The following is a 20,501-nucleotide window of genomic DNA, read 5'->3' on the forward strand; positions in this document are numbered from 1 at the left end:
AAGTGAGTATCCGGGGCTGAACGCCCCGCGGTTCTGGTGTCGGCACAGGGGGCGCATCCTTGGTAATTTTGCGTCGCCTGTCCGACCTACGACAGGCAAAGGACGCAACGCAGATGAGCACAGGGACACACGGCGAGGCAGAAGTCGCTCCGATCCGGGCCTGCACCATCAGCAGGGACGTGCAAATCTTCGATCTCCTCATCGAAGACATGGAAACCATGCTTGGTGAAGCATGGGGAGACCTCGGCTTTGCCGAGGCGCTGGCGTTTCTCGGCCAACCCGACGCGCAGAGTCTCGATTTCGTTGCGCTTGCCATCGATGAAACCGACGAGGAAGACATCGATCAGCTCTTGTCGATCATCGCCACGGCCAAGGCCCGGCGGATCAAGGTCGTTCTCATCGCCGAAGACGTCTCGCCCGCGGCATTGCACCGGCTGCTGAAAAGCGGCGCGGACGAGTTCGTCCCCTACCCGCTCCCCGAGGGTGAACTGGCCGCGGCCGTCGAAAGACTGCATCACGCGCCTGCGCCGCCAGTCGCCGAGGCGTCGTCCGAGCGCGTGAAGCTGGAAACCGGGTGCGACGGGGTGCTCATCGCAGTGCAGGGACTTGCCGGCGGGGTCGGATCGACAACGTTCGCGGTAAATCTCGCCTGGGAACTCGCGAGCCTCGGCTCCGAGAAGAAGAAAAAGGACAAAACGCCGGTCGCACCGCGCGTCTGCCTGATCGATCTCGGCCTGCAATTCGGGTCAGTTGCGACCTATCTCGACCTTCCGCGCAAGGAAACGGTGGTGGAATTCCTCGCCGACATGAGCGCCATCGACCAAGACACCTTCGCGCAGGCACTGCAAAGCTATGACGGGCGTCTCGATGTCTTCACCGCGCCGTCCGACCTGTTGCCGCTCGACATGATCTCGCAGGAAGATGTGACCAAGCTCCTCGACCTGGCGCGGGAGCACTACGATTACGTCGTTGTCGATATGCCGAACGCCGTGACGATGTGGACGGAGACGGTCCTCAACGCGGCGCAAGTCTATTTCGCGCTGACCGAGCTCGACATGCGGTCGGCCCAGAACACCCTGCGCCTGAAGCGCGCGCTGCAATCGGAGGAACTGCCCTTCGAGAAGATGCGCTTCGTGCTGAACCGCGCTCCGAAATTCACTGATCTGCAAGGCAAGGCGCGCGCGAAGCGGATGTCCGAAAGCCTCGAGATCTCGCTCGACCTGCATCTGCCCGATGGCGGCAGGCAGGTTCTCAATTGCTGCGATCACGGGGTTCCGCTGGGCTTGCAGGCTGCCAAGAACCCACTCCGCCGCGAAATCGCGAAGGTCGCCCAATCGCTTCACGCGATCGGCCAGACCGACGCAGAAGCTGCCTGAGGTCTGACCCGACATGTTCTCACGCTACAAGAAGCCCGACCCCAAATCCGCACAGGCCGAGGCCGTCGCAGCCCCGAGAGTGGACGCCGGGGCCACGTCGCGGCCAAGCGTCGCCATGCGTAAGCCGTCCAAGCGGCCGGCCGAAGCCGTGGCGTCCGACAAGGACAAGAAGCGCAAGGAACGACTCAGCGACATCAAGCTGGAGCTCCACCGCGCGCTGCTCGACAACCTCAACCTCGCGGCGCTCGACCAGGCCACGGAAGCCGACCTGCGCGCGGAGATCCAGGCGATCACCACCGAAAGCCTGCAGGAACGCTCCATCGTTCTGAACCGCGAGGAACGCCAGCAGCTCAACCAGGAACTCTATGACGAAGTGAAGGGCCTCGGCCCGCTTCAGACGCTCCTGAACGACGACTCGGTGTCGGATATCCTGGTGAACGGCCCGCAGCAGATCTTTATCGAACGCAACGGCAAGCTGCAGCTCTCGGACGTGACCTTCAAAGATGAGCGGCACCTGATGCGGATCATCGACAAGATCGTCTCGGCCGTGGGACGTCGCGTCGATGAATCGAACCCATATGTCGACGCGCGCCTTCAGGACGGCTCGCGTTTCAACGCGATGGTCCCGCCTATCGCCATCGACGGCTCCCTCGTCTCGATCCGTAAGTTCAAGAAGGACAAGCTCGGCATCGACGACCTGGTGCGGTTCGGCGCCTTTTCCGAAGAGATGGCCGTCTACTTGCAGGCCGCTGTCGCAACGCGCCTCAACGTGATCGTCTCGGGCGGCACCGGTTCGGGCAAGACCACGACCCTGAACGCGCTCTCGTCCTTCATCGATGACAGTGAGCGCATCCTGACGATCGAGGATACCGCCGAACTTCAGCTCCAGCAGAGCCATGTCGGCCGGATGGAAAGCCGCCCGCCCAACGTCGAGGGCAAGGGCGCGGTGACGCCGCGCGACTGCCTCAAGAACGCGCTGCGGATGCGCCCCGACCGCATCATCGTCGGCGAGACGCGTGGCGAAGAAGTCATCGACATGCTTCAGGCCATGAATACCGGCCATGACGGCTCGATGACTACGATCCACGCCAACTCTGCGCGCGATGGCGTGGCACGTCTCGAGAACATGATCGCGATGGCCGGGATCGAGATGCCGCTCAAGGCCATGCGCAGCCAGATTTCCTCGGCTGTGAACCTCATTGTGCAGGCCTCGCGCCTTCAGGACGGCTCACGCCGGATGACCTCGATCACCGAGGTGACCGGGATGGAAGGCGAGGTGATCTCCATGCAGGAGATCTTCCGCTTCCAGCGCGTGGGCCTCACGCCCGAGAACAAGATCATCGGCCATTTCACTGCGACCGGTGTCCGCAGCCATTTCTCGGAGCGCTTCAAGATGTGGGGCTACGATCTGCCGCCCTCGATCTACGAGCCCTTCAGACCGGAGTAAGGTCCTATGCTGAACGTCGAATTCATCATCTATGGCGCGATTTTCCTCGGCGTGGTGATCCTCGTCGAGGGCGTCTATCTCGTCGCCTTCGGCAAATCGATCCGCCTGAACAGCCGGGTCAATCGCCGGCTGCAAATGCTCGACAAGGGCCAGCGGCGCGAAGAGGTGCTCGCCAAGCTCCGCAAGGAGATGGACCAGCACATGGAAGGGGCGGGCATCCCGCTCTACTCGATGCTGGCCGACCGCGCACAGAAAGCGGCCATCGCCTTCACGCCCAACCAGCTCATCCTCTTGATGGTCGGCGTGACGATCGCAGCCTTTCTCGGACTTTCCGCGATGACGGAGACCGGCCTGCCGGTGCGGATCGTGCTCGCCGTCGGTTTCGGCGTCGGCGGTGTGTTCTTCTGGATCAACTCCAAGGCCAAGAAGCGCCTCGCCATGATCGAAGAGCAGCTTCCCGACGCGGTCGAACTGATGGTACGCAGCCTGCGCGTGGGGCATCCATTCTCGTCGGCGATCTCCATCGTCTCGAAAGAGATCCAGGATCCGCTGGCGACGGAGTTCGGCATCATCGCGGACGAGTCGGCCTATGGCCGGGAGATCGGCGAAGCGCTCAAGCACATGGCGGAACGACTCGATATGCAGGATTTGCGCTTCCTCGCGGTCGCGGTGACGATCCAGCAGCAATCGGGCGGCAACCTTGCGGAGATCCTCGAAGGTCTTGCCAAGGTGATCCGCGCACGGTTCCGGCTCTTCCGGCGCGTCAAGGCGATAACCGCCGAGGCGCAATGGTCGGGCAAGTTCCTGTCGGGCTTCCCTGTCATGGCGCTGATCTTCATCCAGGTCACCAAACCCGACTACTACGACCCGGTCATCGACCACCCGCTCTTCATTCCGGCATGTTTCGCAGTGGCGATTTTCCTCGTCTTGAACCTCTTCGTCATGCGGATGCTCGTGAACATTAAGGTCTGAGGCACAGCCAATGGAACTCTTCGAAAGCCTGAACGCGCGCGCCACCGACCTGCTCGGCCCCGCGGCACCGCTGTTCATCGTGGCGGGCCTCGGCCTTTTGCTCCTGCTCATCGCGATCCCGCTGATGCTGTCGCAAAAGCCGGACCCGATGGAAAAGCTCAAGCAGCAGGGCACGCGAAAGACAGAGAACAACGCCAAGGCGGTCCTGCGGGAGCGGGCGAAGAACGACAAGCTCAACCGCTACGCACAGTTCCTCGAGCCGCAGAACGAAAAAGAGCTCGGGACGGTCCGGCTGAAGCTGATGCAGGCGGGCTATGCCTCCAAGGAAGCGGTCCGGTACTACTATTTCCTGCAAGCCGCGCTCGGCCTTCTGGGTCTCGGCCTCGGCACGCTCTATTACTCGCTGGCTCTTGGCGACGACAAGACCACGACGGACATGCTGCTCTACGTGCTGGGCCCCGGCGCGGCGGGCTACTACTTCCCGAAATACTGGGTCACGCGCCGCGCCGAAGAGCGCAAGCAGCAGATCCAGGACGGCTTTCCCGACGCGCTCGACATGATGCTGGTCTGCGTCGAGGCCGGCCAGTCGATGGACCAGTCCATCATCCGCATCGCCAAGGAACTGCGTCCGTCTTTCCCCTTCCTCGCCGAGGAGTTCCAGATCGTGAGCCACGAGATGAAGGCGGGCAAGGACAAGGCCGCGGTGCTGTCAGACATGTCGGAGCGCTGCGACGTGCAGGACATCTCCTCTTTCGTGACGGTTTTGAACCAATCAGCCACCTTCGGCACCTCAATCGCTGATGCGCTTCGCGTCTACGCCTCCGAGATGCGTGACAAGCGCGTGATGCGCGCAGAGGAGAAGGCAAACAAGTTGCCTACCAAGATGACTTTGACCACAATGATGCTGACGGTGCCGCCGCTCCTCATCATTCTCGTGGGGCCTTCCGTGGTGGGCATCATGAACCTAGGGAACTGATCCATGCGACTTCCCCGCCGGGGAACGCCGATACTTCTGATCCTTTTCATGGCCGCCTGTTCATCGGGCGGCCAAACGCTGCCGGAGGGTCAGCTTTTCGCACCCGATATCGACCCTCGCGGGGAGGCGGTCGATGGACTTCTGGTCGGGCACCGACTGATGGACAGCGGCGAGCCGGAGCTTGCACTCGAAGCCTATATCCGCGCCGCAGCCGAGCGCGGCCTGACGATCGAGGTGCTCTCGGCCCTCGGTGCCGCCAATCTGGAACTGGGCCGCCTCAACCAGGCCGAAGACCTTCTGCGCGAAGCGGTGAAGCTCGACGGTGCCGCGCCGGAGGTCTGGAATAACCTCGGCGTCGTGCTCATGGAACTCGGCGAGACCGCGGAGGCGTCCGAAGTCTTCCGCAGGGCTTACGCACTCGATAATGGCCAGAATGACTCAATTCGCGACAATCTGCGCTTGGCGCTCGCAAAAATCGAAAATCCGTTTTATGCTGAGGCCAATGAAGAAGAATTTGAGCTCGTGCGACGGGGACAGGGCGATTATCTGATCACCGCGTCCGAGCCTTGAGGCAGAAGCAGGACAAGGACGCAGCAAATGCGCCAATTCCCCCAGGCTATCCTCTGCATTGCAGGGGCCGTCGCGCTGTCCGCATGCGATGCGGATGAAGGTCAGCGCGTCGACCGGAACTTCCAGGGCGTCAATGCCATCGACGGCACCGGGCTGAACGACGTCATGCTGACGGTGGCCGACCCCAACGAGTCGGTCGATTACTTTCGCCGCGCGCTGAAAAGCGACCCCGACAATATCGAGCATCGCCGCGGTCTCGCGAAATCCCTCGTCCGCGCCAAGCGTGCCTCCGAGGCGGTCGCCGCCTGGCAGCGCGTGGTCGCCCACGAAGAGGTCACGAATGCCGACCGGGTCGAACTTGCCGACGCGATGATCCGCACCGGCGATTGGGACCGCGCCGAAGCGACGCTCAACGAGATCCCGCCCACCTACGAGACGTTCGAGCGCTACAAGCTCGAGGCGATGGTCGCCGACGTCAACCAGGAGTGGCAGAAGGCCGACAGCTTCTACGAGATCGCGCTCGGTCTGACCACCAAACCCGCCAGCGTCATGAACAATTGGGGCTATTCCAAGCTGACGCGCGGCGAATACCGGGATGCCGAACGGCTGTTCTCCGATGCTCTCCGTCAGGACACGACCCTGTTCACGGCCAAGAACAACCTGATGTTGGCCCGCGCGGCGCAAGGCGACTACACCATCCCCGCTATCCCGATGAGCCAGATCGAACGCGCGGAGCTCCTGCACACGCTCGCGCTCGCTGCGATCAAGAAAGGCGAGATCGAGACCGGCAAATCGCTTCTGCGAGACGCGATAGAGACCCATCCGCAGCATTTCGAGGCCGCATCGTCGAGTCTCGAGGCGCTCGAACGCGGCTGACGACCGGGACAACGGCTCATGGATATTCTCTCGAGCGCCGCGTGGTGGTTTCTGCCCTTCGCGCTGCCGATCTGTCTTTATGTCTGCTACACGGACCTGTCGCGGATGAAGATCACGAACGCGGCCGTCCTCGCGCTCGCACTGGTCTTCGCGCTGGTCGGGCTCATCGCCCTGCCCTTCGAGAGCTACCTCTGGCGCTACACGCATCTTCTGTCGGTGCTTGCGGCGGGTATCGCGCTCAATGCAGCCGGGGCGCTCGGCGCGGGAGATGCGAAATTCGCAGCGGCCGCCGCGCCCTTCGTCCATATCGGCGATTTGCAGATCGTGCTGGCCATCTTCGCTGTGATGATGCTTGCCGCGTTTGTCGCCCACAGGATCGCGCGGGCGACGGCGCTGCGCCGCCTGGCCCCTCACTGGGAGAGCTGGTCCTCCGGGTCGCGCTTCCCGATGGGGCTCGCCCTCGGGCCGACGCTCGCGGTCTATCTCGGTCTCGGCGCGCTCTACGGCGCGTGAGCTCGGACCTCAAAACTCCAAGAGGCGGCCCAACACTCGCCACAAATCTCTGGTGTCCTCAGGATCGATAACCGGGGCACGAGGATCGATTTCGCGATGAACATGCAGGCCACCAACGTCATGGCGCCGCCACCGCCGAAGCAGCTCGAGGACATGAAGCTGCCGATGGTGATGATGCGCGACATCGTCATCAAGACCATGTTCCGCAAGAACGTCAGCACCGTGATGGACCTCGCGAACGCGATCTGCCTGCCGGTGCCGATCACGCAGGAGCTCGTGGATTACGCGCGCAGCCATCAGCTTCTCGAAGCGATGGGCACGATGTCGGCCTCACGCGGCAACGAGATGGGTTACCAGCTTACCGAAGCCGGCAAGGCCCGCGCCCTCGATGCGCTGGCCCAATCCGAATATTATGGCGCGATGCCGGTTCCGCTGGACGTCTACCGCGAACAGGTAAAACGACAGTCGATCCGCAACATCCAGATCACGCGCGAGCAGCTCACCAACGCGATGGGCCATCTGGTCCTGCCCGACAACCTCCTCGACAACCTTGGTCCCGCTGTGACCTCAGGCCGGTCGATCCTGATGTACGGCCCGCCGGGCAACGGCAAGTCCTCGATCTCGAACGGCATTCGCGACGCGATGGGCGACAAGATCTATGTTCCCCGCGCGATCGAATATTCGGGTTCGGTCATCACGGTCTACGATCCGATCGTGCATTCCAAGGCCGAGAGCCTCCGGGACGATCCCACGCAGCTGCGCCGCCGGATCCTCTACGACACCCGCTACGTTCTCTGCGAGCGGCCCACGGTCATCACCGGCGGCGAATTGTCCCTCAACATGCTGGACCTGGTCTTCAACCCGACCGCGCGCACCTACCAGGCGCCGCTGCAGCTCAAATCCACGGGCGGCATCTTCATCGTCGACGACCTTGGCCGCCAGGCCGAGCCACCCCAGAAGCTGGTGAACCGCTGGATCGTGCCGCTCGAGGAGAGCAAGGACATTCTCGCCCTGCAATCGGGCGAAAAGTTTGAAGTCCCCTTCGACACGCTGGTGATCTTCTCCACCAATTTTCACCCGAACGAGATCTTCGACCAGGCCGCGCTCCGGCGGATCTTCTTCAAGATCAAGATCGACGGGCCCAACCAGGAAGACTTCCTCAAGATCTTCGCGCTGGTGGCCCGGAAGAAGCGGATGCAGCTTTGCGAGAAGAGCCTCGTGCACCTGCTCAAGACCAAGTATCCGACGATCGACAACATCTACGCGAACTACCAGCCGGTCTACCTGATCGACCAGATGATCTCGGTCTGCGACTTCGAGGGCCTGCCCTACAAGATGACGCCGGAGCTCGTGGATCGGGCCTGGGCGAACATGTTCGTGAAGGACGAGAAGATCGTGAAATAGGCCGCGCATTGGGCCGGTTTTTTCCGCCAAAACCGGCTTGACCCGCCGAGGGGCCTCCTCTAATCAGCGCGCACTCTGGCGGAGTAGCTCAGTTGGTTAGAGCAGTGGAATCATAATCCATGTGTCGGGGGTTCAAGTCCCTCCTCCGCTACCAGAGGCCCTTGGCGGGCGCCTCCCGGATCTCAGAAAATTCAGAGCCTTTTGCGTTTCGACACCGGATCGCGCCACTGAACTGCGTCTCGCGTCTCGGCAAGGCTCCGCTGAAATCATGCAAACTGCAGGAACATTATCCCGGCCTCGTGCCGTTGGGCACGCGAATGTCCGCAGACGGGCATTGCAGTTCAACGTGACAAAAGGATCAGAGATGACCCATTCCAAGCTCACCGCGACGACCGCAGCGATTGCCATGATGATGGCCGGAGCCGTTTCCGCTCAGACGACCGAGGACGACGACAATGTCGCCGCGCAAGCGGGCGATGTCGCCGAGGAAGTCGGCGAGACGATCTATGCCGTCGGCGAGACCGCGACCGATACCGCCCAGGCGGGCGTCGATGCGGTTGGCGATGTCGCACAAGAGCCCTATGGCGGCGCGGCCAACATCTCGGCCCAGCTCGATGCGGCGATCACCGGCGATGCGGTGGTGCGCTCCAGCGACGGCGAGATTCTCGGCACCGTGTACCGCACCATCAACGATGGCGCGCGCGTGCTGATCGACCTCGACGGCGAGATGGAAGGCGCAGACGAGCGCGCCATCGAGAACGCGGCTGTCCGCGTCAGCTCGCTCTCCGCGACCGAGAACGGCCTCGTTCTCGACATGACGCGCGCCGAGTTCTCGACCGCGCTGCAGACCGCCCAGCAGCAATCGCTGCAAGAGCAGATGTAAGCGCGACCTCTGAACCGATCACGAGAAACGGCCGCCTGCGGGCGGCCGTTTTGCGTTCGGCGGCATCGCACCCGGGCCTTCCCGCGCTCCCGGCAATGGGATAGACCCGGCGCAAGACCGGAAACGGCAGCGCAGGCAGGCCCCAGACATGAAACCGATCCGCCTTCTCTCCGGCATGATGACCGTGGGCTTCTGGACCCTGGCGAGCCGGGTTCTGGGCGTCGTGCGCGAGGTGGTAATCCTGGCACTGATCGGGCCGGGGCCGGTGCTCGATGCGTTCGTCGCGGCGTTTCGCCTGCCCAACATGTTCCGCCGCTTCTTTGCAGAGGGCGCGTTCAACGCGGCCTTCGTGCCGATGTTCTCCAAGCGGCTGGAGGCGGGGGACGATCCGCTCGACTTCGCCCGCGACGCGCTGTCGGGTCTTGCCACGGTGCTCGTGGTCCTGAGCGCGCTCGCCATGATCTTCATGCCCGCGCTCGTGGTCGCGACAGCGGGCGGCTTCGTCGGCGACGAGCGTTTCGACATGACGGTCGCATATGGACGGATCTGCTTTCCCTATATCCTGTTGATCTCGCTGGCCGCGCTCTTTTCGGGCGCGCTCAACGCGGGCGGGCACTTCGCTGCCGCCGCAGCCGCGCCGGTCTTTCTCAACATCACCGTGGTCGCCGCGATGCTGGTCGGCCAGCAGATGGGCGGCGACATCGTGCTGTGGCTCGTCTGGGCGGTGCCCGTCGCGGGCGTCATCCAGCTTGCGCTCGTCTGGATCGCGGCGGAACGGTCTGGCCTGAAGGTCCGTCCCGGACGTCCGGTCTGGAACGACGAGATGAAAACGCTCGTCCGCGTCGCCGTGCCCGCGGCGCTTGCGGGGGGTGTCATGCAGATCAACCTTCTGGTCGGGCAGCAGGTCGCGTCCCAGTTCGAGAACGCGGTCGGCTGGCTCTACGCGGCCGACAGGCTCTACCAGCTGCCGCTTGGCGTGGTCGGCATCGCCGTGGGTATCGTGCTTCTGCCCGACCTCTCGCGACGTCTGAAGGCCGGGGACGAGACCGGCGGACGCGATGCGCTGAGCCGCGCCGGGGAATACGCACTCGCGCTCACCCTGCCCTCGGCCGTGGCGCTTCTGGTGATCCCGCTGCCGCTCGTCTCCGTGCTGTTCCAGCGCGGAGCGACGGGTGCAGACGATGCTGCCGCCATCGCGGTCGCCGTCGCCATCTATGGGCTCGGCCTACCGGCCTTCGTGCTGCAAAAGGTTCTGCAGCCTTTGTTCTTTGCACGGGAGAACACGAAAGCGCCGTTCCACTACGCGCTCATCTCAATGGTCGTGAATGCGGTCATCGCCATTGGGTTTGCGCCGTTCATCGGCTGGATCGCACCGGCAATCGCAACCAGCGCGGCTGCATGGTCGATGGTCTGGTTCCTGTCGCGCGGCACGCGCGGGATGGGCGAGGTTGCCTCGTTCGATGCGCGGTTCAAGACGCGGATCTGGCGGATCGCGGTCGCCTCGATCCTGATGGGTGTCGTGCTCTGGGGAACCCAAGTGGTCATCGGACCGTTTCTCGCCAGTCCGGGATGGAGGTATCTGGCACTTCTGGTTCTGATTCTTGTGGGTATGATGTCATACGGCATTCTGGGACAATTGCTGGGCGCGTTCCGTCTCAGTGAATTCGTCGGCGCATTTCGCCGCAGAAAGGACCGCTGAGCCATGACGCCAAAGCCGCTGATCACCGCGAAGGAAATCTTCCCCGCGCTGGAACGCATGGTGGCGGCCGCCGAAGAAGAGGTCTTCCTCTCTTTCCGCATCCTCGACCCCGACACGCGCCTGCGCGCGCCCGAGCTGACCGAACGCGGCCTCGAAACCTGGGCCGATCTGCTGGCTTGGCTGTCTGGCAAGGGAATCTCGATCCGCCTTATCCTGACCGATTTCGACCCGCTCTTCGCCGAGAGCCTGCATCGCGGTGCCTGGGCTTCGGGCTCTAAATTCGCGGATCGGCTGGAAGGCGACACTCAGATCCTCGTCGCGCCCCACGCTCAGGAGGTGGGCTGGCTCTGGCGCTCGATCCTCTGGCGCAAGATCGCTCAGAAGCTCCAGGGGTTGCGGAACCAGGAGGCGGAAAAACTCACCCCGGTGCAGCGCGCCTTCCTCAAGCTGCGCCCGAAGCTGCGGCCCGTCTCGATCCACCAGAAAGTGGCCGTGGTGGACAATCGCCACTGCATCATCGGCGGTCTCGACGTGAACGAGCGGCGCTGGGATACGAACGCGCATCGCGGTGAGGGCGACAAGACCTGGCACGACGTCTCGGTCGAGATCGAAGGCGATTTCGCCGAGCAGGCCCGCGCGCACCTGGTCGAGACCTGGAATGCCTCGCTCGAATACGGCGCGGCCGATGTCGGCACCAAGGCGATGCCGATGAAGGTGGGCCCCCGCCCGCAAGGCACTTCTGACCTGCGGCTGGTGCGGACCGTTTCTGCCCCGCTGCGCGGTCCGTTTGCCTTCGGCCCCTATCCGCGTCATCCGGAGCACGAGAAGACGCTGAAGCATGCTTTCGCTTCGGCCAAGCGGCACATCTACCTTGAATCGCAGTTTCTGCGGCATCGTCCGTTGGTCCGCGTGCTCATCGACGCGAAGAAGGCTCGCCCCGACCTGCAACTCGTCATCCTGCTCCCGACAGAGCCCGAGCGGGTGCTCTATGATGGCGACCGCTCGCTCAACGCGCGTCACGCCCATGCTCTGCAGACCAACGCGCTCAACGATCTCGTCAAAGCCTACGGCGACGACATCGCGGTCGTTGCACCGGCGCAGAAGATCGCGACCGATGCGGAGCCGCCCGAGAGCCTGCACGGCGCGGCCCCGATCTACGTGCACGCGAAGGTGGTCATCATCGACGGCGATTTCGGGCTCGTGGGCTCGGCCAACCTCAACGGGCGCTCGCTGAGATGGGATACCGAAGCCTCGATCCTGTTCCGCGACAAAGCGGTGGTCCGCGATCTCCACGAACGGCTGGCGAAGAAATGGCTGGGGCCGATTGGGGAGGACCGCGACATCAGCGATGCGCGCGTCTGGAACGAGATCGCCAAGTCGAACCGCAAGCTGGAGCCGACCGAGCGCTCCGGCTTCGTGCTGCCCTACCCGCTCGGCCGCGCGCGGCGGTTCGCGCGGTATCTGCCGCTTTTGCCCGCCGACATGTTCTGAACGTCAGCGTTCGCGCAGACGCTCCACCAGCCGCGCAAACCCGCCCGGCACCAGAACGATCGTCGCGGCGAACCCCACGACGAAGCCCGCGATCTCCGCGATCCAGTACGGCCCTCCGCCGAACAAAAGCCCGAAGACGAGCTGCAGGCCGAGCAGAACGCCAATCAGCGTGAACGCCCGGATCTGCGCCTCGCCCATCTCGCCAAGCTTGGTCCAAAGCAGGTAGGTGAACGCCCCGATCAACCCGTAGATCGCGGGAAACGCGCCATAGAGCGGCACGTTCGGCACGATCAGACCGTAGACGAGCGCCCCCAGAACGGAGCTTGCCACGAAGACCGCCAGCATCCGCACCGGCCCCATCGCCTCGCCGACGATCTTCCCGAGCGCCAGAAGCATCACGCAGGCAAAGAGCCCCATCGTGAAACTGCCGTGCACGAAGGGGTAGCTCAGGAAGCGCAGAAGATGCTCGGCCGGCCAGCGCCCGCTCTCGGCCATCCAGTAGGTGATTTCTCCGAGGTAGCCGTAGGTCTCGATCCCCCCGATCCGCCACCCCACGGCCCCGGGCCCACCGAGAATACCCCGCGCGCCGAGAGAGAAGGCGATCTCGATCCCGGCCATGAGAAGCACCAGCGCCGTCGTCACCGGCGGAATGGCGTTGAACGGGCTTTCGTTGTGATCGGAATGCATGGGCCAGCCTGCTCTTCTTGACGCCTCTTGGGGGCATGGGTAAGCCACCGGGACGCGAATTTCCACATGCGAGTGCCTTCATGACAGAGCCCGTCTCCAACCTCGACAAGTTCGCCCCGCGGGTCTTTTCGGGGATCCAGCCCTCGGGCGGACTGACGCTCGGCAATTATCTGGGCGCGATCAAACGCTTCGTGGACATGCAGGGCGAGGATTACGAGACGATCTACTGCATGGTCGACATGCACGCGATCACCGTATGGCAGGAGCCGGAGGCGCTTCGCCGCAACACCCGCGAGCTCTGCGCGGGTTTCATCGCCAGCGGCATCGATCCTGAACGCTCGATCCTCTTCAACCAGTCGCAGGTGCCCGAGCACGCCCAGCTCGGCTGGATCTTCAACTGCGTCGCACGCATGGGCTGGATGAAGCGCATGACCCAGTTCAAGGACAAGGCCGGCAAGAACGCGGAAGCGGCCTCACTTGGCCTCTTCGGCTATCCCGCGCTGATGGCGGCCGATATCCTTGTCTATCATGCAACGCATGTGCCCGTCGGCGAGGACCAGAAGCAGCATCTGGAGTTGACGCGCGACATCGCGGCGAAATTCAACCATGACTACGAGGTCGACTTCTTCCCGCTCACCGAGCCGGTGATCGAAGGCGCGGCAACCCGCGTGATGAGCCTCCGCGACGGATCGAAGAAAATGTCCAAGAGCGATCCTTCGGACATGAGCCGGATCAACATGACCGACGATGCCGACGCGATCGCCTCCAAGATCCGCAAAGCGCGCACCGATCCCGAGGCGCTCCCCTCCGAAGCGGCGGGCCTCAGCGACCGGCCCGAGGCGCGCAACCTCGTCAACATCTACGCCGCGCTCGCGGATACGAGCGTGGACGGCGTCTTGTCGGAGATGGGCGGCAAGCAATTCTCCGAGTTCAAGCCCGCCCTCGCCGAGCTTGCGGTCGAGAAGATGGCCCCGATCTCCACCGAGATGGCGCGGCTGATGCAGGAGCCCGCAGAGATCGACGCAATCCTGGCGCGCGGGGCCGAACGCGCGCGCGAATTGGCCGAGCCGATCCTGAAGCGGACCTACGAGATCGTCGGGATGGTGCGCTGACGCGCCGTTCCCCCCTCGCTCTGCCGCCCTATCTTCGGGCGCATGAGTGACGACGAGAACCGCTACGCCCCCGTTCCCACGGGCCGCGCCGCCCGCATCGGGAGGATGGGCCGCTTTGGCACCGGCCTTCTTGGCCGCGCGGCGCTCGACGGCGCGCGTGCGGTCGCAAGCGGAAAACGCCCCCGTCTCAATGATCTGGTGATGACCCCCGCCAATGCCGCCCGCTTCGCCGAGGAGCTGTCGCAGATGCGCGGCGCGGCGATGAAGATGGGCCAGCTCATCTCGATGGAGGCTGGAGAGGTCATGCCGGCCGAACTCGCCCGGATCATGGAGCGGCTGCGCTCCGAGGCGCATTACATGCCGCCCGGCCAGCTCAAGGGCGTGCTCGAGGCAAATTGGGGCAAAGGTTTCCAACGCCGCTTCAAAAGCTTCGACGTGCGGCCCATCGCGGCGGCCTCCATCGGGCAGGTGCACCGCGCTGTCACGAAGGAGGGCCGCGCGCTCGCGATCAAGGTGCAATATCCCGGCATCCGCGCCTCCATCGACAGCGATATCCGCAATCTCGGAGGGCTTTTGCGCTGGTCGGGTCTTCTGCCGCGCAGGCTCGATCTCGGACCGCTGCTCGAGGAGGCCCGCCAGCAGCTCCACGAGGAAGCCGATTACGAGCGCGAGGCGACCGCGCTCAGGCGGTTCAGCGACTGGCTGGCGGATGATCCCGATTTCCTCGTGCCCGGCGTCGCGGAGGACTTCACCACGCGCGACATCCTGGCGATGGATTTCATAGATGGCCGCCCGATTGAGAGCGCCGAGGCCGAGGATCAGGTCACGCGCGACGATATCGCGGCGCGGCTCATCACGCTCGTCTTGCGCGAACTCTTCGATCTCGGTGCGATGCAGACCGACCCGAACTTCGCCAATTTTCGCTGGCAGCCCGAGACCGGGCGGATCGTGCTTCTGGATTTCGGCGCGGTGCGGGACTTCGCACCGGATCGCGTGGCGATATTCCGCGATCTCCTCGGAGCGACGCTTTCAGGAGACCGCGCGTGGATGCACCGCGCGGCTATCGCGGTCGGCTACATGACCCGGGACACGGAGCCGCGTCACGCAGAGGCGATCCTCGACATGATGGAGATCGCAGCCAGCCCGCTCAGGTCAGACGCGCCCTTCGATTTCCGCGCCGAACGGCTGGCGACACGGTTCGCCGAAGCCGGTCAGCATTTCGCCGAAGAGCGTGACTTCGCCGTGATCCCGCCCGTCGATGCCCTTTTCCTGCAGCGCAAGATCGGCGGTCTCTACCTTCTCTGCGCGCGGCTCGGCGCGCGGGTCGAAGTCCGGCCGCTGCTGGAGCCCTTTGCCCGGACTGCAAATTCGCACAATTCCCCTGCTTGATGCGATCTTTTCGCACATAAGCGATGGCGATAGATTGCGCTCATCACCGCAGGAGAGCGATCATGTCCAAAGCACCCGACGCCATGACCATCGGCCATGTCCATCTGAGAGTCTCCGATCTCGAACGGTCGGTCGCGTTCTATCGTGATGTGATCGGGCTGACCGTCACCCAGCACTATGGCACGGACGCCGCGTTCCTCTCCGCGGGCGGCTACCACCATCACGTCGGCCTCAATACCTGGATGAGCAAGGGCGCAGCGCCAGGGCCGAAACGCCAGCCGGGGCTTTTTCATACCGCGTTTCTGTTCCCGGACCGCGCCAGTCTCGGTGCGGCGCTGAAGCGCGCGATCTCGCTCGGCGTCGAGATCGAAGGCGCGGCCGATCACGGCGTCTCCGAAGCCATCTACTTCTCGGACCCGGACGGAAACGGGATCGAGATCTACCGCGACCGTGCGGAACAGGACTGGCCGCGGAACGCCGAAGGCGGGCTCGATATGGTCAATGCGCCGCTCGATCTCGACGCGCTTCTGGCCGAGGCCGAATGAGAAGATCGCGCGTCTAGCCTTTCCTCGCCCACGGCGTTATCCTGCACGCGAAGCGACGAGAGGGACAGCGCCATGGCGACGGGACGCAATATCCGCACCTATTTCAACGGCACCTGGCATGAAGGCGACGTGCCGGTCATGCGCGCGGCCGATCACGGCTCCTGGCTCGGCTCCACGGTCTTTGATGGCGCACGGTTCGTCGACGGCATGGCTCCCGATCTCGATCTGCATTGCGCGCGGGTGAACCATTCGGCGCGCGCGTTGATGATCGAGCCCACGCATTCCGATGCCGAGATCCTCGATATCGCCCGCGAAGGTCTCGCCGCCTACCCCAAGGACGCGCAGGTTTATATCCGCCCGATGTATTGGGCGCTCAATTCCGAGCCTTCCGCGATCATGCCGAAGATCGGCCCATCCGAGACCGGCTTCGCGATCTGCCTCGAGGAATTCCCGATGCTCGCAGCCGATGACACCGTCACGCTCGGCCGGACGCGGTTCCGCCGCCCGGTGCTCGAGGACAACGTGGTCAACGCCAAGGCAGGCTGCCTTTACGCCAACAATTCGCGGATGCTGGCCGAGGTGAACGCGCGCGGCTTCGGCAATGCGCTCGTCGCCGATGCGATGGGAAATGTCGCCGAAACCGCGACCTCGAACGTGTTCATGGTCAAGGATGGCGTCGTGTTCACGCCGATCCCGAACGGCACGTTTCTTGCCGGGATCACCCGCGCGCGTCATATCGCGAACCTGCGCGCGGACGGGTTCGACGTGGTCGAGGCGGTTCTGTCCTTCGCCGATTTCGAAGCGGCCGACGAGATCTTCCTGACCGGCAACCTCAACAAGGTGACGCCCGTCTCCGCCTTCGAGGACGTGAGCTACGCCACCGGCCCCGTCACCCGCCGCGCCCGCGAGATCTACTGGGACTGGGCAGCTTCGACCGGCTGAGCTTGCCCTGCCTCTGCCCCGCTGCCATGATCCGGCGCTATAGGAGGCGGGGATCATGCGTAAGTTCTTGGTCGTGCTCGACGACAGCCGCGAATGTCTGAACGCGATGCGCTTTGCCGCAATGCGCGCGGCGAAGACCGGCGGAGGCGTGACGATCCTTTCGGTGATCCGTCCCGAGGAATTCTCGCATTGGGTCGGTGTCGGGGACATCATGCGCGAGGAGGCCCGCGAGCGGATCGAGGCGCATTACGAGGTCTTCGCCAAGTGGATGCGTGACCGGCAGGGGGTGAACCCCGAACTTGTCATCCGCGAAGGCGAGCCGGTGCCCCAGATCATCGAACAGGTGAAAGACGATCCCGAGATTGGCGTTCTCGTCCTTGGCGCGGGCGCGGAGAAGGGCGGGCCCGGCCCTCTCGTCACGCAATTGACGAAGAACGCGGGCAGCCTTCCCGTGCCGATCACCATTGTGCCCGGCGAGCTCTCCAAGGAAGAGCTCGAAGGAATCACCTGATCCTCAGATCGCGCCCATCGCACTGATCGCGCGCGCCACCTTGCGGTAGCCCGCGACATTGGCTCCGCGGCGGTAGTCGATCCACTCGCCCTTGCCAGCCTCTTCGACGACGCGCCCGTGGATGCCGGTCATGATGTCCCGCAGCGCCTCGTCGACCGTGCCCGGATCGAGCTGACGGCCATGCGCGTTCTGGCTCATCTCGAGCCCCGAGATCGCAACGCCGCCAGCATTGGCCGCCTTGCCCGGTGCGTGAAGAAGGCGCTTCTTGCGGGCAACCTCCACCGCATCGGCGGTCAGCGGCATGTTCGCGCCCTCCGCCACAAGCCGGGCGCCGGCATCGATTGCCGCCCTCATCGCATCCGCGTCCATTTCGTTCTGCGTGGCGCATGGCAGCAGCACATCCGCCTCGACATTGCCCCAGGGGGCCGCACCCTCGCGGTAGTCGAGACCGAGCTTGGCTGGCGGACCGGACAGGTTGCCGCCCTTCCCCTTGACCTCGCGCACCCAGTCGATCGCCTCCTGTCCGAGGCCATCCTTGGCAATGAGCGCGCCGGAACTGTCCGACAGGCTCACCACCGTCGCGCCGTTCTGGAGCGCCTTTTCGGCTGCATGCGTTGCCACGTTCCCCGCGCCCGAGATCGCGACGCGCGCGCCGCCGATCTCGCGGTTCTGCGTCGCGAGCATGCACATGACGAAATACACAACGCCGTAGCCCGTGGCCTCGACCCGCATCGCTGAGCCACCGAAGCTCTCGCCTTTGCCGGTGATCGAGCCGTGAAACTGGCCGCGATGCTTCTTGTACGCACCGAAGAGCCAGCCGATCTCGCGCTGGCCGACATTGATGTCCCCGGCGGGCACGTCGTGATCGGGGCCGATATACTTGCAGAGCTCGGCCATGAAGGCCTGGCAGAAGCGCATGACCTCCGCCTCGCTGCGGCCTTTCGGGTCGAAATCGGCACCGCCCTTGCCACCGCCCAGCGGAAGCCCCGTGAGCGCGTTCTTCAACACCTGCTCAAAACCGAGAAACTTGAGAACCGACTGCGAGACGGTGGGATGAAAGCGCAAGCCCCCCTTGTAGGGGCCGATCGCGTTCGACGTCTGAACACGCCAGCCACGATTGATCTCGATCCCGCCATCGTCGCGCTGCCAGACGACCCGGAAGCTGACGATCCGATCCGGTTCGGACAGCTGCTCCAGAACGCGGGCCTGCGTGAACGCGGCCGAATCCTTCTCGATGGTGATCACATCGTGCACGACCTCTTCCACCGCCTGATGGAAGTCGTCTTCGCCGGGGCTGCGCGCGCGAAGGTGCTGCATGAAGCTTTCGGTCAGATCGGCACGATCGGGCATGAGAGGCGGTCCTTTGCATTACATCCCCTTATGAACAACGCCGGGGCGGATACGTTCCTCGCCGTCGCGCATCACACTTAGAACGGTTCCAAACCTTGACCCGCAGCGGCGCAATCCGCATATAGGGAGAAACCCGAACGAAAGGCTCAGGTCCGCCATGTTCATCCAGACCGAATCGACTCCGAATCCCGCGACGCTCAAGTTTCTGCCCGGTCAGACCGTGCTCGAAGCGGGCACCGCCGACTTTCCCTCGCCCGAGGGCGCAGGCGACAGCCCGCTCGCAACGCGACTTTTCGAAGTCGAGGGTGTGAAGGGCGTCTTCTTCGGCAATGACTTCGTGACGGTCACCAAGGCCGACGCGACCGAATGGGACCATGTGAAGCCCGCCATCCTCGGCGCGATCATGGAACATTACCAATCCGGTCAGCCGGTCATGCGCGATGAGGCGATGCAGGCCGGATCGGGCCATGCGGAGCATACCGGCGAAGATGGCGAGATCGTCGGCCAGATCAAGGAACTGCTCGACACCCGCGTGCGCCCTGCCGTGGCTCAGGACGGTGGCGATATCACCTTCCATGGCTTTGAACGCGGTGTCGTCTACCTGCATATGCAAGGCGCCTGTGCAGGCTGCCCGTCTTCGACGCTGACGCTGAAGATGGGGATCGAGAACCTCTTGCGGCATTACATTCCCGAGGTGACCGAGGTGCGTCCGGTTGGCATCTGAGCCGCTCATCCTCGCATTTGACACATCGGCCGCGCATTGCGCGGCCGCTTTGCTATCGGGAGACCGGGTTCTGGCGATGCGCGGCGAAGAGATGTCGCGCGGCCAGGCTGAACGGCTGATGCCGCTCCTCGAAGAGCTTCTCGCCGAGACTGGCGCCGAGTGGGCGGATCTGAGCCGCATCGGCGTCGGCACCGGCCCCGGCAATTTTACCGGAATTCGCATTTCGGTCTCCGCCGCGCGCGGCCTTGCGCTGGCGCTTGAAATTCCAGCCATCGGCGTGACGAGCTTCGAGGCAACGCCTGTTTCTGCGGGTCATCTCCCAGCCGTCCGCGCGCCCCGCGATCAAGTCTATCTCGCCCGCCCCGGTGAAGCGCCGGCGCTCTTCGCCGCGGCCTCGGTGGCAGAGCCGCTGACCTTTCCGCCCGATCCTGCCGATTTCGCCGTGGAGATCGCGCGTGTCGCAGCGCGCAAAGCGCCCGGTGACGCGCCTGCGCCCCTTTATATCAGGCCCGCAGATGCTGCCCCCTCGCGGGAGGCGGCACCGAGGATTCTGTCGTGACCCCCGACGAGATCGCACGCATCCTCGAGGCCGCCTATCGCCATCAGCGCCCCTGGAGCGCGAAGGATATCGCCGAGACTCTCGAAAGCCCCGGCGCGCGGCTCTTCGCACGAGAGGGCGGCGTCCTGATCGCGCGGCTTTCGGAAGGCGAAGCCGAGATCCTCGCCCTTGCCACCCGGCCCGGTGAACAGCGACGGGGCATTGCCCGCCGGCTGATCGAGGATCTGCACGAGACCGCGTCCCGTGCGGGCTGCGAGCGCATCTTTCTGGAAGTCGCAGACACCAACGCCCCGGCCCGCGCATTCTACGACAGCGAGGGCTATCGGGAGGCCGGACGCCGCCGGGGGTATTACCGGCAGGAAGATGGCAGCCGAGACGACGCATTGATCCTGTCGCTCAGCCTTTCGGCATCGTGATGGCTGACGTTGCGAACTGCAGGCCCTGACAGCCGGAAAACCGGTTGACGCCCGTTCCG

General features: G+C 64.2%; 21 protein-coding genes and 1 tRNA gene. 20 read left to right on the forward strand and 2 right to left on the reverse strand.

Annotated elements, in window-relative coordinates; genetic code table 11:
- The first annotated feature begins 113 nt into the window (after nucleotides 1-113).
- The 12 genes from BM171_RS03985 (at nucleotide 114) to BM171_RS04040 (ending at nucleotide 12,207) form a co-directional block, all read left to right on the forward strand.
- The gene (locus BM171_RS03985) at nucleotides 114-1,376 is read left to right on the forward strand and encodes a CpaE/TadZ family protein (RefSeq protein ID WP_093009526.1); all 1,263 of its coding nucleotides are present in this window, start codon (nucleotides 114-116) and stop codon (nucleotides 1,374-1,376) included.
- Nucleotides 1,377-1,389: 13 nt separating this feature from the next.
- Nucleotides 1,390-2,823 carry a TadA family conjugal transfer-associated ATPase gene (locus BM171_RS03990; protein ID WP_093009527.1) on the forward strand — a complete coding sequence of 478 codons (1,434 nt, stop codon included), beginning with the start codon at nucleotides 1,390-1,392 and terminating at the stop codon, nucleotides 2,821-2,823.
- Nucleotides 2,824-2,829: 6 nt separating this feature from the next.
- On the forward strand, nucleotides 2,830-3,795 hold the full coding sequence (locus BM171_RS03995; protein ID WP_093009528.1) for a type II secretion system F family protein: 966 nt from the start codon (nucleotides 2,830-2,832) through the stop codon (nucleotides 3,793-3,795).
- Between the two features lie 10 nt (nucleotides 3,796-3,805).
- Nucleotides 3,806-4,771, forward strand: coding sequence for a type II secretion system F family protein (locus tag BM171_RS04000; protein ID WP_093009529.1), 966 nt, complete (start codon nucleotides 3,806-3,808; stop codon nucleotides 4,769-4,771).
- A 3-nt stretch (nucleotides 4,772-4,774) separates the two neighbouring features.
- Nucleotides 4,775-5,341, forward strand: coding sequence for a tetratricopeptide repeat protein (locus BM171_RS04005; RefSeq protein ID WP_093009530.1), 567 nt, complete (start codon nucleotides 4,775-4,777; stop codon nucleotides 5,339-5,341).
- A gap of 27 nt (nucleotides 5,342-5,368) precedes the next feature.
- Nucleotides 5,369-6,217, forward strand: coding sequence for a tetratricopeptide repeat protein (locus tag BM171_RS04010; RefSeq protein WP_093009531.1), 849 nt, complete (start codon nucleotides 5,369-5,371; stop codon nucleotides 6,215-6,217).
- Between the two features lie 18 nt (nucleotides 6,218-6,235).
- Nucleotides 6,236-6,730 (forward strand): prepilin peptidase, encoded by a 495-nt coding sequence (locus BM171_RS04015; protein ID WP_093009532.1) that lies wholly within the window; start codon nucleotides 6,236-6,238, stop codon nucleotides 6,728-6,730.
- A gap of 96 nt (nucleotides 6,731-6,826) precedes the next feature.
- Nucleotides 6,827-8,134: an ATPase gene (locus BM171_RS04020; RefSeq protein ID WP_093009533.1), complete on the forward strand. Its 1,308-nt coding sequence runs from the start codon at nucleotides 6,827-6,829 to the stop codon at nucleotides 8,132-8,134.
- A gap of 77 nt (nucleotides 8,135-8,211) precedes the next feature.
- Nucleotides 8,212-8,288, forward strand: a tRNA-Met gene (locus BM171_RS04025).
- 210 nt (nucleotides 8,289-8,498) lie between these two features.
- Complete coding sequence (locus BM171_RS04030) at nucleotides 8,499-9,017, forward strand: hypothetical protein (RefSeq protein ID WP_093009534.1); 519 nt, start codon at nucleotides 8,499-8,501, stop codon at nucleotides 9,015-9,017.
- A 148-nt stretch (nucleotides 9,018-9,165) separates the two neighbouring features.
- On the forward strand, nucleotides 9,166-10,716 hold the full coding sequence (gene murJ / locus BM171_RS04035) for a murein biosynthesis integral membrane protein MurJ (protein WP_093009535.1): 1,551 nt from the start codon (nucleotides 9,166-9,168) through the stop codon (nucleotides 10,714-10,716).
- Nucleotides 10,717-10,719: 3 nt separating this feature from the next.
- Nucleotides 10,720-12,207, forward strand: a complete 1,488-nt coding sequence (locus BM171_RS04040) for a phospholipase D family protein (RefSeq protein WP_093009536.1) — start codon at nucleotides 10,720-10,722, stop codon at nucleotides 12,205-12,207.
- A 3-nt stretch (nucleotides 12,208-12,210) separates the two neighbouring features.
- On the opposite strand, the gene BM171_RS04045 is transcribed toward BM171_RS04040, so the two are convergent.
- Nucleotides 12,211-12,894 carry a rhomboid family intramembrane serine protease gene (locus BM171_RS04045; protein ID WP_093009537.1) on the reverse strand — a complete coding sequence of 228 codons (684 nt, stop codon included), beginning with the start codon at nucleotides 12,892-12,894 and terminating at the stop codon, nucleotides 12,211-12,213.
- An 80-nt stretch (nucleotides 12,895-12,974) separates the two neighbouring features.
- Between BM171_RS04045 and trpS the strand changes: the two genes are divergently transcribed.
- From trpS to BM171_RS04070, 5 genes are all read left to right on the forward strand, one after another.
- Nucleotides 12,975-14,006, forward strand: a complete 1,032-nt coding sequence (gene trpS, locus BM171_RS04050; RefSeq protein ID WP_093009538.1) for a tryptophan--tRNA ligase — start codon at nucleotides 12,975-12,977, stop codon at nucleotides 14,004-14,006.
- A gap of 42 nt (nucleotides 14,007-14,048) precedes the next feature.
- A complete protein-coding gene (locus BM171_RS04055; RefSeq protein WP_093009539.1) occupies nucleotides 14,049-15,395 on the forward strand; it encodes an ABC1 kinase family protein in 1,347 nt (448 codons plus the stop codon).
- Nucleotides 15,396-15,457: 62 nt separating this feature from the next.
- Nucleotides 15,458-15,940, forward strand: a complete 483-nt coding sequence (locus BM171_RS04060; protein ID WP_093009540.1) for a VOC family protein — start codon at nucleotides 15,458-15,460, stop codon at nucleotides 15,938-15,940.
- Between the two features lie 72 nt (nucleotides 15,941-16,012).
- Nucleotides 16,013-16,882 (forward strand): branched-chain amino acid aminotransferase, encoded by an 870-nt coding sequence (locus BM171_RS04065; RefSeq protein WP_093009541.1) that lies wholly within the window; start codon nucleotides 16,013-16,015, stop codon nucleotides 16,880-16,882.
- A 55-nt stretch (nucleotides 16,883-16,937) separates the two neighbouring features.
- Nucleotides 16,938-17,393, forward strand: a complete 456-nt coding sequence (locus tag BM171_RS04070; RefSeq protein WP_093009542.1) for a universal stress protein — start codon at nucleotides 16,938-16,940, stop codon at nucleotides 17,391-17,393.
- 3 nt (nucleotides 17,394-17,396) lie between these two features.
- Here the strand turns inward: BM171_RS04070 and gdhA are convergent, their stop codons facing one another.
- A complete protein-coding gene (gdhA, locus tag BM171_RS04075) occupies nucleotides 17,397-18,743 on the reverse strand; it encodes an NADP-specific glutamate dehydrogenase (RefSeq protein WP_093009543.1) in 1,347 nt (448 codons plus the stop codon).
- Nucleotides 18,744-18,900: 157 nt separating this feature from the next.
- Here gdhA and BM171_RS04080 point away from each other — a divergent pair, with 157 nt between their 5' ends.
- The 3 genes from BM171_RS04080 to BM171_RS04090 are packed head-to-tail and all read left to right on the forward strand — an operon-like array spanning nucleotide 18,901 to nucleotide 20,442.
- Nucleotides 18,901-19,467, forward strand: a complete 567-nt coding sequence (locus BM171_RS04080; RefSeq protein WP_093009544.1) for a NifU family protein — start codon at nucleotides 18,901-18,903, stop codon at nucleotides 19,465-19,467.
- Nucleotides 19,457-20,026, forward strand: a complete 570-nt coding sequence (tsaB, locus tag BM171_RS04085) for a tRNA (adenosine(37)-N6)-threonylcarbamoyltransferase complex dimerization subunit type 1 TsaB (RefSeq protein WP_093009545.1) — start codon at nucleotides 19,457-19,459, stop codon at nucleotides 20,024-20,026. The genes BM171_RS04080 and tsaB overlap by 11 nt, the downstream gene beginning before the upstream one ends.
- The gene (locus BM171_RS04090; protein WP_093009546.1) at nucleotides 20,023-20,442 is read left to right on the forward strand and encodes a GNAT family N-acetyltransferase; all 420 of its coding nucleotides are present in this window, start codon (nucleotides 20,023-20,025) and stop codon (nucleotides 20,440-20,442) included. Before tsaB ends, BM171_RS04090 begins: the two co-directional genes overlap by 4 nt.
- The last annotated feature ends 59 nt before the right edge of the window (nucleotides 20,443-20,501 follow it).

It is taken from the genome of Roseivivax halotolerans, assembly GCF_900115815.1.
GTDB classification, from domain to species: domain Bacteria; phylum Pseudomonadota; class Alphaproteobacteria; order Rhodobacterales; family Rhodobacteraceae; genus Roseivivax; species Roseivivax halotolerans.